Below are 11,572 nucleotides of genomic sequence, written 5' to 3'. Positions count from 1 at the left end.
GGCGGTGGTGTGCCGCCCGCACCGGCCGCGGTGCGTTCTGGTGCCGAGGCCCGGTCAGGCGTCGACGCTGTCCTTCTCGGTCTCGCCGGACTTCGCCGCCGGCGCCTCGGCCGGCACCTCGGCCGCCGCTTCGGCGGCCTCGCGCTCCGCCTGCTTCTTGGAGGCGATGAGGCTGGTGATCGTGGTGACGACGAGGACACCACCGATGACCGCGAGCGAGAACGGGATGGAGATCTCGGGGACGTGGACCCCGGACTCGTGCAGGGCATGCAGCACCAGCTTCACACCGATGAAGCCGAGGATCACCGACAGGCCGTAGCTGAGGTGGACCAGCTTCTTGAGCAGTCCGCCGATCAGGAAGTACAGCTGCCGCAGACCCATCAGCGCGAAGGCGTTGGCGGTGAAGACGATGTACGGGTCCTGGGTCAGGCCGAAGATCGCCGGGATCGAGTCGAGGGCGAAGAGGACGTCGGTCGTGCCGATGGCGAGCATGACGACCATCAGCGGGGTCAGCACCCGCTTGCCGTTGACCTTGATGAAGAGCTTCGTGCCGTGGTACTTGTCCGCGACGCCGAACTTCTTCTCGACCGACTTGAGGAGACGGTTCTCCTCCCAGTCGTCCTCGTCCTCGCCGGCGCGCGCCTCCTTGATGAGCTTCCACGCGGTGTAGATCAGGAACGCGCCGAAGATGTAGAAGACCCAGGAGAAGCTGGCGATGATCGTGGCGCCGGCGGCGATGAAGATCGCGCGCAGGACCAGGGCGATCAGCACACCGACGAGCAGCACGCGCTGCTGGAGGTGCGAGGGCACCGAGAACTTCGCCATGATCAGGACGAAGACGAAGAGGTTGTCGACACTCAGCGACTTCTCGGTGATGAATCCGGCGAAGAACTCGCCGGACGCCTGGCTGTTGCCGAAGACCGCCAGTCCGATGCCGAAGAGTGCGGCCAGGGCGATCCAGACGATCGTCCAGATTCCGGCTTCCTTGACCGACACGTCATGGGGCTTGCGCCCGATGAAGAAGTCGATCGCGATGAGGGCGCTCAGACCGAGAATGGTCAGCACCCAGAGAGTCGTCGAAACGTCCACTGCGCCTCCGGCGTCGTACGGCTACTTGATCAGCGTCGTCGCTGCCGGAGGTCTCTTCCACCCGGGCCCGTACATGACGGGGCCGGGCCGACGCCCCGGGATCAGACCGGTCATGGTCCGTCCGTATTGACGGGAACGCCGCGCTTGGGGAGTACTCCCCTCCGCGCCGAGAAGACTACCCGAAGAACCAAGAGAAGGTAAAGGACAGGGTAAAGAGGTCCCAAGAAGGCAGGTCAGCGGCCCCATTGCCGACGGGCGTCGGCCACCTGGGCGAGGACCTGACGGAGCACCGCGCTGCCCGGCGGGAAGCGGGGCGGCTCGTACGTCCAGGCGTGGCCGACCCACGGATCGGCGAGGTGGTCGTCGGCAACGGGTGTGATCCGCAGCAGGGAACGCCACAGCGGGTCGAGCACCGGGCCGTACGCGGAGGCGTCCTCGCGGTCCGCCACCAGCATGAGATGGACGCCGACGGCCGGCCCCTCGTCCGCGAGGTAGCGGAGCTGGGTGACCGCCCGGTCGTCGAAGCCGTGCGGGAAGTCGTGGACGATCAGAAGCTGCTCGGCGGTGTCCATGCCGGGCGGCAGCGCGTCGGGGGCTCCCGCCCGCAGCGCCATCTGGACCAGGTCGACGCGCTCGGTCAGCCGCGCGAGGACGGCGGAGACCCCGGCCGCCCCGGCGGCCGGGGGCCCGGCCAGGACGCCCGCCTCGACGAGCGGGGCGAGTGCGGCGGCTCCGGAGCCCGCCGGGTCGACGACGTGGACGGCGAACTCATCGGACGGGTACACGGCGAGGAGCCGGGCGGCATGGGCGACGGCCGTGTCCAGGGCGAGCCGGCGCAGCTCGGCCTCGTCGAGGAGTCCGGCCGCCTCGGAGTGGCCGCGTCCGGAGTCCACCCAGAGCCCGCGCTCGAGCGGGAGCCTGACGAGCATCGGGATGCGCAGGTCGGTCCGCTCGGGCAGATGGAGGTCGCCCAGGCGCAGCGCCATCGGCACCTCCATGGGGACGCGGTACGCATGCCAGACGGGGTTGTCCCAGCGGGCGAAGGCGGCGGGCAGCGCCGGTTCGACGACCTCGGACTCGGCGACGAGCTGGGCGAGGTCCCGGTCGAGGGCTTCCTTGGCGCGGGCGGTGAGCTCGTCGTGCTTGGCGCGGGCCGCCTCGCGGGCGGCGTCCCCCGCGCCGCCGATGCGGCTGCGCGGGTCGGAGAGCGCGCGGTCGAGCTCCTGGTCGAGGCGGGACTCGGCGAAGTCGCAGGCGCTGCGGTACGCGGCGGTGCTGCGCGCCAGGTCCTCGAACATGCCCCACACCTGGTTGTAGAGCCGCTCGTCCATGGACCAGCCGCTGGCGTCGCCCGCGACGGGGACGGGAGGCCCCTGCTGCGGCTCCGGGGCCGGCGTCGCACGGCGGGGGTGGGCGTAGCTGATCGGGCCGCCGGTGCCGCCCGTGGGCGCCTGCGGGGGCGTCACCGGCACGGTCGGCGCGGGATCGGGCGCGCGCGTCGGTTGGGGTCCGCGCGCAGGGTCGGACCCGGGCATGGGGTCCGACCCCGTCGTGGGCGCCGCGTGGCGCACGCGCTCCGTCTCGGGGACGCGCGGGGGCGGGGCGGAGACCGAGCGGGCCAGGCCCCGGGCCACGGCCTCCAGGATCGACGCCGCCAGGTCGGCGGGGCGCTCCAGGCCCTGGTCGCCGAGCATCGCGGCCAGGCCGCCCTCGTAACCCTGGCCCATGGCGCGGACCTTCCAGACGCCCTGGCGGCGGTACAGCTCCAGGGCGACGACGGCGGATTCGCGGTCGAGGCCGGTGATCGTATAGCTGGCGATCTCGGTGCCGTCGAGGGCGGTGACGGCGACGAAGGGGGCCGCGACGGCGCCGAAGCGGGCCGGGCCGCCGACGCCGACGGGGAGCGCCAGGAGGACGGAGACGCGGTGCACGGCGGTCGGCAGCGCTTCCAGATCCACGGCGAGGCGGTGGTCGGCGGCGGCCTGCTGGGAGACCTCCACACCGGGCAGCGAGGGCGAGCCCGGGTGGGCGATCCACTCGACGCCGGGGACCGTGCCCCGCTCGTCGCCGAGGGTGGCGCCGGCGACGACCGGATGGCCGGCCGAGACCCGGATCTCCAGTCGGGTGTCGGGCAGGGCATGGTTCTGCCCCCGGACCAGCTCGGCCGTCATCGACTCTGTCCCCTCGGCTTGCTTCGTTCCGTCTGTGCGGACTACGGGCGGATCATGTGGGACAGCTCCCGGTGGCCTGCCGCCTCCGGGAGCTGTGGGTGCGCCTGCGGTGCCGGCCTACAGGTGCGGCAGGATCGCGGGCATGAGGTCCTGGAACGTCCGGCCGTTGGCCGGGTTGCCCAAGGCGGTCATCTGCCAGCCGGAGCCGGCCCGGTGCACCTTCGCCATGATCTGCGCGGTGTACTGGCCGCCGCCGTCCAGGGTGTAGCGCGCGAGCTCCTGGCCGTTCGTCTCGTCGACGATCCGGCAGAACGCGTTCTGCACCTCCTGGAACGTCTGGCCGGTGAACGAGTTCACCGTGAAGACGATCTGGTCGATGTGGACGGGGACGCGCTGGAGGTCGACCAGGATCGACTCGTCGTCGCCACCCTGGCCGGCGCCGCCCACCAGGTTGTCACCGGTGTGCCGGACCGAGCCGTCGTCACTCACGAGGTGGCGGAAGAAGACCACGTCCACCGGCTGCTTGTCGGCGAAGAGCACCGCGGAGGCGTCCAGGTCGACCTCGCGGGTCCGCGAGCCGAACAGACCGCGACGGGGCGCCGCCTGCCAGCCGAGCCCCATCCGTACGGACGTCAGGCTGCCCCCGCCCTGCTTCTCCAGGTTGATGGCCTGACCCTTGGTCATGTTGACCGTCACGCGCTGTCCCCTCTCCTAGCGATCCCCGCGGCCGCCCTCTGCTGTGCGTGCGGTTGCCAGCACCCTACGCAGGGGCGGTGACAACGCAGCAGACGCGGTCGCGTTTTGTGTCGGTCTTGCAACACACAGGCGGCTCAAGCCACCCCGGGCGTCAGGCCAGCCCCGCCTCCCTCATCTGGCGCAACTCCTTCTTCAGCTCGCCCACCTCGTCACGCAACCGCGCGGCCACCTCGAACTGCAGCTCCGCCGCCGCGGCCCGCATCCGGTCGGTCATCTCCTCGATGATCGCGGCCAGTTCGGCGGCCGGCCGGTCGCCGAGCTCGACCGTGGAGCCCGCCTTGCCCTTGCCCTTGGCCTTGGTGGAGTGCGCGGCGAGTGAGGGCACGGGCGCCTTGGCACCCTTGGCGTCCTTCTCGTTGCGGTAGCCGGTGCCCAGCAGCTCCTCGGTGTCGACCTCCTCGCGCGCGATGGTGGCGACGATGTCGTTGATCTTCTTGCGCAGTGGCTGCGGGTCGATGCCGTTGGCCGTGTTGTACGCGATCTGCTTCTCACGCCGCCGGTTGGTCTCGTCGATGGCCTTCTCCATCGCCGGCGTGATCGTGTCCGCGTACATGTGGACCTGGCCGGAGACATTGCGCGCCGCGCGGCCGATGGTCTGGATGAGCGAGGTGCCGGAGCGCAGGAAGCCCTGCTTGTCGGCGTCGAGGATGGCGACGAGGGAGACCTCGGGCAGGTCGAGGCCCTCGCGGAGCAGGTTGATGCCGACCAGGACGTCGTACTCGCCGGCGCGCAGCTCGCGCAGGAGCTCGATGCGGCGCAGGGTGTCGACGTCGCTGTGCAGATAGCGGACCTGGATGCCGAGCTCCAGGAAGTATTCGGTGAGGTCCTCGGACATCTTCTTGGTGAGCGTCGTGACCAGCACCCGCTCGTCCTTCTCGGTGCGCAGCCGGATCTCGTGGACCAGGTCGTCGATCTGCCCCTCGGTGGGCTTGACGACGACCTGGGGGTCGACCAGGCCGGTGGGGCGGATGATCTGCTCGACGAAGCCGTCGCCGCGGGACAGCTCGTACGTGCCGGGGGTGGCCGAGAGGTAGACGGTCTGGCCGATCCGCTTCTGGAACTCCTCCCACTTCAGCGGGCGGTTGTCGAGCGCGGAGGGCAGCCGGAAGCCGTGGTCGACCAGGGTGCGCTTGCGGGAGGCGTCGCCCTCGTACATGGCGCCGATCTGCGGAACGGTGACGTGCGACTCGTCGATGACGAGGAGGAAGTCCTCGGGGAAGTAGTCGAGGAGCGTGTTGGGCGCGGAGCCGGGCTCGCGGTCGTCGAAGTGCATCGAGTAGTTCTCGATGCCGGAGCAGGAGCCGATCTGGCGCATCATCTCGATGTCGTACGTGGTGCGCATCCGCAGGCGCTGGGACTCCAGCATCTTGCCCTGCTTGTCCAGCTCGGCGAGCCGGCTCTCGAGCTCGCGCTCGATGCCGTTGATCGCCTTCTCCATGCGCTCGGGTCCCGCCACGTAGTGGCTGGCGGGGAAGACGTACAGCTCCCGGTCCTCGCTGATGACCTCGCCGGTGAGGGGGTGGAGCGTGGAGAGCGCCTCGATCTCGTCGCCGAACATCTCGATGCGGACCGCGAGCTCCTCGTAGACCGGGAAGATCTCGATGGTGTCGCCGCGGACCCGGAAGGTGCCCCGGGCGAACGCCACGTCGTTGCGGGTGTACTGGATGTCGACGAAGCGGCGCAGCAGCTGGTCGCGGTCCATCTCCTCGCCGACCTTGAGCGGGACCATCCGGTCCACGTACTCCTGGGGCGTGCCGAGGCCGTAGATGCAGGAGACGGAGGCGACCACGACGACGTCGCGCCGGGTGAGGAGGGAGTTCGTCGCGGAGTGGCGCAGCCGCTCGACCTCCTCGTTGATCGAGGAGTCCTTCTCGATGTAGGTGTCCGACTGCGGGACGTACGCCTCGGGCTGGTAGTAGTCGTAGTACGAGACGAAGTACTCGACCGCGTTGTTCGGCAGGAGCTCGCGGAACTCGTTCGCCAGCTGGGCGGCCAGTGTCTTGTTCGGCGCCATCACCAGCGTGGGGCGCTGAAGCTTCTCGATCATCCAGGCGGTGGTCGCCGACTTGCCGGTGCCGGTGGCGCCGAGGAGGACGACGTCCTTCTCGCCCGCGCGGATGCGCCGCTCGAGGTCGGCGATGGCCGTCGGCTGGTCGCCGCTGGGCTGGTAGGGGCTGACGACCTCGAAAGGCGCCACCGTACGTTCGATCTGGGAAACGGGCCGCATGTGACCACCGTACGACCCGCCACTGACAGTCGGGCCGGGAACGGCTCGGCGGGCGCCCGGCGGTCCGTTCCTACCAGTCCTGGGAGCGGTGTCCGCCGCGGGCCGCTCCCTTGCGGCCGCCCCGGCCGGAGGGCCGCTGGGCGGACCAGTTCGCGGGTTCGCCGTAGCCGGGGGCGCGGCGCGGGGCGGGGACTCCTGGACGGTGCGGGCTGTGGGCGGCGGGGCGCTGCCAGTCCGGGTCGCCCATCACGAGCAGCGGGTCGAACATGACGACGACCGCGGCAAGCAGGAGGAAGACGGCGGGGCCGATCAGCATCGGCAGGAGGAGCGAGGTGGCGGTGTCGCCGGTGCCGGCGACGGCGCCGTCGCCGTGCAGATGGACGTTGACGGCGGCCATGGCGGTGTAGTGCATACCACTGACGGCGAGGCCCATCACCAGGCTCGCACCGAGGCTGGCCAGAAATCCGTGCACCGAGACGGCCGCCCAGAGGGCGGTGGTGGCCGCGACGACGGCGATGACGACGGAGAGCGCCACGGTGAGGGTGTCGTACTCGATGCGCCCCTGGAGACGCATCCCCGCCATGCCGAGGTAGTGCATGGTGGCGATGCCGAGGCCGGTGATGGTGCCGCCGGTGACCAGGGCGAGCGGGGTGGCCCCGCGGTAGCCGACGATGAAGATGCCGATGCCGACCATCACGACGGCGACGGCCAGGCTCGCGAAGGTGATGGGCCGGTCGTAGCTGATCGGGGCCTGCCGGACGGAGAAGCCCATCATCGCGATGAAGTGCATCGTCCAGATGCCGGTGCCTATCGCGGTCGCCCCCAGGGCCAGCCAGCCGGCCTTGAAGGTGTCCCGGTGACGCAGCGATCTGATGGTGCAGCGCAGCCCCAGGGCCCCACCGAGGCAGGCCATGAGATAGGCGGCGACCGGCGTCACGAGGCCGTAGCTGAATCCGTCGACCGTGCCCTGCATGAGCGTGTGCCCTCCACCCGTCGTGCAACGTCGTCCGAAAACAGTCGGTACCGCTGAGTAGTCCTATCGGGGCGAGATTATGGCGCGCGGGGGGCCGCACGACCATGTGGTCCGGGATTTGGCTTCGGCGAGACCGAGAAGAGACCGGGCCGTGACGGCGGCGATGTCGGTGGGCGGTCGTACCGTGATCTCCATGGACACCACGGTGGAATGGACGGTCGTGGCGAGCGACATCGGCCCGCTGCTGCTCGCGGCGACCGACCGCGGCCTGGTGAGCGTGGTCTTCCACGCCGACGAGGCGGTGCGGGACGCGGCGCTCGGGCGGCTGGCCGGTCAGCTCGGCGCGGAGCCGGTGCGGAGCGAGTCCGGCCGGCTCGCCGAGCCGATACGGCAGCTCGGGGAGTACTTCGCGGGCGGGCGCCGGGACTTCGATCTCGCCCTCGACTGGACGCTGACGACGGGATTCAACCGCCAGGTGCTGCGCGAGCTGGCGGAGGGCGTGCCGTTCGGGACGGTCGTGGGGTACGGAGACCTGGCCCGGCGGGTCGGACAGCCGGGCGCGGCCCAGGCGGTGGGGGCGGCCATGGGCGCCAATCCACTGCCGGTGGTCGTGCCGTGCCACCGGGTGGTGGAGAGCGACGGCGGGATCGGCGGCTTCGGGGGCGGCCTGGAGACCAAGCGGACGCTGCTGGCGCTGGAGGGCGTGCTGCCGCAGCCACTGTTCTGAGGCGGCCCCGGGTCCCCGGGTGCCCCTGAGGGCACCCGGGGGCTGGCGTTCCCATCGGCCGGAACGGCTGGCACACTCGCGTCAGTGACCAACACCCCCAGCGCCCCTGACGCCGCCGATGCGGCGGAGATATCCGCCCCCGTCGCGGCCGCCGCACCGCCGACGCTCCGGCGTCGCATCCAGGCCGTGCTGATCGCCAGCCAGATCCTTGGCGGACTCGGCATCGCCATCGGTGTCGCCCTCGCGGCGGTCCTGGCCAAGGAGGTCAGCGGTACGGAGGCGCTGTCGGGTCTCGCCTCGACAGCTACGGTCGCCGGGCCCGCGCTGCTCGCCATGCCCCTCGCCTCCCTCATGGGCTCCCGCGGGCGGCGGCCGGGGCTCGTGCTCGCCTATCTGGTGGGCGCGCTGGGGGCCGGGGTCGTGGTCCTCGGGGCGGTCGCCGACAACTTCCCCCTGCTCCTCGCGGGCCTGGTCGGCTTCGGCGCGGGCTCCTCGGCCAACCTCGCCGCCCGCTTCGCGGCCGCGGACCTGGCCGAGCCGGACCGCAGGGGCCGGGCCATCTCCACGGTGGTGTGGGCGACGACGATCGGAGCCGTCCTCGGGCCCAATGTCGCCGCTCCGGCCGGGGAGAGCGTGGCGGGCCTCGGCATCCCCGCGACGGCCGGACCGTTCGTCTGGGCCGCCGGGGTGTTCCTGGTCGCCGCCGTCATGGTGGCGCTGCTGCTGCGCCCGGACCCGCTGCTGACGGCCCGCGCCCTGTCGGGTGCGGAGGAGAGCGAGGCGGCGGCCGAGGGGCGTTCGCTCCGGGCGGGGATGCGAGCGGTACGGGATTCCTCGCGGGCCCGTCTCGCGCTGGTGACCGTGGCCGTGTCCCACACCGCGATGGTCTCGATCATGTCGATGACTCCGGTGGCGCTGAGCCACCACGGCGCGGGCATCCAGCTCATCGGTCTGGTCATCAGCGGACACATCGCGGGCATGTACGCCTTCTCCCCGGTGATGGGCTGGCTGTCCGACCGGCTGGGCCGCCTCACGGTGATCGGCCTGGCGGTCGGACTGCTCTCGGTCGCCGCGCTGCTCGCGGGCACGGCGGGGCCGAGCCACGGACAGACCGCGGCCGGCCTGTTCGTGCTGGGGCTCGGCTGGTCGGCGGGCCTGGTGTCGGGCTCCGCCCTGCTCACGGACTCGGTTCCGCAGGCCGCCCGGGCGGCGGTCCAGGGCCTGTCGGACTTCATCATGAACACCGCCGCCGGTGTGGGCGGGCTTGCGGCGGGGCTGATCGTCGCCCGGGCGGGCTACGGCTGGCTGAACCTGGTGGGTGCGTGTCTGCTGCTGCCGATGGCGGCATTGGCGGTGCGGGGCGCGGTGCGGCGGCCCGCCTGACGGTCATTGGATATCGGATCCAACCTCCTGGATCCGATATCCACCCAGGCGATCGGGGCTCGTTCACCGGCCGCCGGCCCGCCGACGCCCCATCCCCTAGAGGCTGATGTGGTACGCCTTGCGCAGCGTCTCGTGGACCGTCCAGGTAGTCCGGTCCCCCTCGCGCAGCACGCATGCGTCGCCCGGCCCGATCTCCAGCGTCGCACCGCCCTCGACGGCGACGGTGGCGCGACCGCTGACGACGACGAAGAGCTCGTTCGCCTCGGTGTCGGTCACCACTCCGGGGGTGATCTGCCAGATGCCGCGCACCTGCTTGCCGTCGGCGGACTCCCAGAGGACCTTGCCGGTCACCTCGGGGGTGCCCGAGACGATCTGTTCGGGGTCGAGCGGCTCCGGCTCCAGTTCCGCATCGGGGATGTGGACGGCGAAGGAGGGGTGGTCGTGTGTCGTCATGGGCGGTGACTGTAGCGGGGACTTGGGACCGTCCCGCCGTCAGGATCGCCTGGAAGAGTGCACTCCGTTTCGCCTCCGACCAGGCGACTTCCCCAATTCCGGCGGCGGCTACGAAATCCGAAGGGCGGCTTCGGGAGCGGCTCCCGGGAGGTCACGAGGCACGGCCGGGCCGCGTCGAAGGAAGCTCCGGCGGCCGGGCCGGACGGCGGGGCACCGAATCCGCAGGCACGTTCGAGGCTTGCCCCCAGTCGGCGTAATCAGGTCGTCCTCGACGACGAGACCGTCGTAGAAGTGACGAATGGACACCTCAGCCCCTTCGGGGGCGAAATCGCTCATACGCGCACTCCGCGAGACAGGGCGTCACAGCGCCATACGGCCGAAAGCCGGGCCCAGGGGATGGCTCGCCGGCAGATGTCCCCGCTGGTCACGAGAGGCGCCTTTGGTGCGCCCAATGTTGGTCGGGGGCAATCCACCGAGCCCCCTGTCACGCCTGGCGTGCGCGCGTCAAACTCCCCCTGGACTCGTCCCCCACCTCCGACAGGAGAGTGCGATGCCCGCGTCAGCCTTCCTCCCCCGCAGCGCCGCCCTGACCACCACCGCCCTCACGGCCGCCGCGCTGCTCGCGGTCACCGTGGCCGCCCCCGCCGCCCTCGCGGCCGACCCGGTGGCCCCCGGCGCCCCCTACAAGGCCGCGTACGACACCCTCGGCCCGCAGCACCTCACCCCCGCCCAGCAGAGACTCAGCGCCGCCAAGCAGGCTCAGGCGGCGAGAACGTACGACGAAGTGCGCCCCCGGACCGCACTGGCCGGGTACAAGCTCTCCGGTGGCCTCCACCAGTCGCAGAAGACGTCCTACTGGTGCGGACCGGCCACCCTCGTGATCACCCAGTCCGCGGCCGACGAGGTCGCGGGCCGCTCGCAGCAGGACGCGGCGACCCTCCTCAAGACGAACTCCAGCGGCACCGCCTGGTACGGCGTCAACATCAACGTCCCCAGCCCTACGGGCTATCCGATGGCCGACGCGCTGAACTACCGGCTGCCCGGTGCCGGTTACGTCCCCAAGGCGCTGCCGTACACCCCGACCGCCACCGACAAGACGAACTTCAAGCAGCACATCACGCACAACACCGACCACGACTACGCGATAGCCGGCAACGCCTGGGAGGTCCCGGGCGGACCGCATCTCGTCGGCCACCCCAACATCGAGATATTCCACTGGGTCTCGATCGACGGCTACAACACGGACTCCGCCGCCGGACAGGTCAACTACCTGGATCCGGTGGGTGGAGTGAGCACGAGCGTGATCTCCTGGGCGGGATCCGTCCCCAAGTCGGCGCGCATCTCATCCGACACCATCACCACCATCATGGGCGGCCGTGGGTACGTCTGGTAACTCCTTCTCCCCGGTCGGCGCCCGCGCGGCGCTGACCCTGCTGCTGGCGGGCATCCTGATGGCGGGATGCTCGTCGGCACGGCCCGATCCGGAACCGACGCCCCGCGAGTCGTCCGCCCCGGCGCCACGACCGACCGCGCTCGCCGCCGCCTGCGAGGTACGGCTCCCCGCCAGCTGGAGCTCAGCTCTCGCGGCAGGCGAGCTGCGGGCACCGGCCGGCGAGCGGGCGGTGCTCACCGACACCGGCCCCGGCTGGACCGCCGTCCAGCTCACCGCGGCCGGGCAGCGCCCGGGCCCCCCGGCGGGCGGCCCCCGCCCGCCCCCCCCCCCGCTCACCCCCCCCCCGCCCGCGGCAAAGCCCCTGCTCCCCCCCCTCCTGCGCGCCCCGGCGGGGGGCGCG

At 71.4% G+C, this 11,572-nt stretch carries 9 protein-coding genes and 1 pseudogene; 4 read left to right on the top strand and 6 right to left on the bottom strand.

Going from position 1 to position 11,572, the window contains the following annotated elements:
- Nucleotides 1-54 precede the first annotated feature (54 nt).
- The 5 genes from ACFVZW_RS32315 to ACFVZW_RS32295 form a co-directional block, all read right to left on the bottom strand.
- Nucleotides 55-1,089: a TerC family protein gene (locus ACFVZW_RS32315; protein WP_384528931.1), complete on the bottom strand. Its 1,035-nt coding sequence runs from the start codon at nt 1,087-1,089 to the stop codon at nt 55-57.
- 233 nt (nt 1,090-1,322) lie between these two features.
- The gene (locus ACFVZW_RS32310; RefSeq protein ID WP_384528928.1) at nt 1,323-3,260 is read right to left on the bottom strand and encodes a TerD family protein; all 1,938 of its coding nucleotides are present in this window, start codon (nt 3,258-3,260) and stop codon (nt 1,323-1,325) included.
- 117 nt (nt 3,261-3,377) lie between these two features.
- A complete protein-coding gene (locus ACFVZW_RS32305) occupies nt 3,378-3,956 on the bottom strand; it encodes a TerD family protein (protein ID WP_329121892.1) in 579 nt (192 codons plus the stop codon).
- A gap of 151 nt (nt 3,957-4,107) precedes the next feature.
- Nucleotides 4,108-6,243, bottom strand: a complete 2,136-nt coding sequence (gene uvrB, locus ACFVZW_RS32300; protein WP_384528925.1) for an excinuclease ABC subunit UvrB — start codon at nt 6,241-6,243, stop codon at nt 4,108-4,110.
- Between the two features lie 70 nt (nt 6,244-6,313).
- Nucleotides 6,314-7,216 carry an MHYT domain-containing protein gene (locus tag ACFVZW_RS32295; protein ID WP_384528922.1) on the bottom strand — a complete coding sequence of 301 codons (903 nt, stop codon included), beginning with the start codon at nt 7,214-7,216 and terminating at the stop codon, nt 6,314-6,316.
- A 193-nt stretch (nt 7,217-7,409) separates the two neighbouring features.
- Between ACFVZW_RS32295 and ACFVZW_RS32290 the strand changes: the two genes are divergently transcribed.
- Nucleotides 7,410-7,943 carry a methylated-DNA--[protein]-cysteine S-methyltransferase gene (locus ACFVZW_RS32290; protein WP_384528920.1) on the top strand — a complete coding sequence of 178 codons (534 nt, stop codon included), beginning with the start codon at nt 7,410-7,412 and terminating at the stop codon, nt 7,941-7,943.
- Nucleotides 7,944-8,027: 84 nt separating this feature from the next.
- Nucleotides 8,028-9,326, top strand: a complete 1,299-nt coding sequence (locus ACFVZW_RS32285; RefSeq protein WP_384528917.1) for an MFS transporter — start codon at nt 8,028-8,030, stop codon at nt 9,324-9,326.
- A gap of 96 nt (nt 9,327-9,422) precedes the next feature.
- Here ACFVZW_RS32285 and ACFVZW_RS32280 read toward each other — a convergent pair whose 3' ends face one another.
- Complete coding sequence (locus tag ACFVZW_RS32280) at nt 9,423-9,779, bottom strand: cupin domain-containing protein (RefSeq protein WP_384528914.1); 357 nt, start codon at nt 9,777-9,779, stop codon at nt 9,423-9,425.
- Nucleotides 9,780-10,329: 550 nt separating this feature from the next.
- Between ACFVZW_RS32280 and ACFVZW_RS32275 the strand changes: the two genes are divergently transcribed.
- Nucleotides 10,330-11,172: a hypothetical protein gene (locus ACFVZW_RS32275; RefSeq protein ID WP_384528911.1), complete on the top strand. Its 843-nt coding sequence runs from the start codon at nt 10,330-10,332 to the stop codon at nt 11,170-11,172.
- A pseudogene (locus ACFVZW_RS32270) lies at nt 11,156-11,572 on the top strand (hypothetical protein); the annotation flags it as partial. The gene ACFVZW_RS32275 and the pseudogene ACFVZW_RS32270, both read left to right, overlap by 17 nt.

Source organism: Streptomyces sp. NPDC059567 (assembly GCF_042735655.1).
Taxonomy (GTDB): Bacteria; Actinomycetota; Actinomycetes; order Streptomycetales; family Streptomycetaceae; genus Streptomyces.
This window is presented reverse-complemented; position numbering and strand designations above follow the sequence as displayed.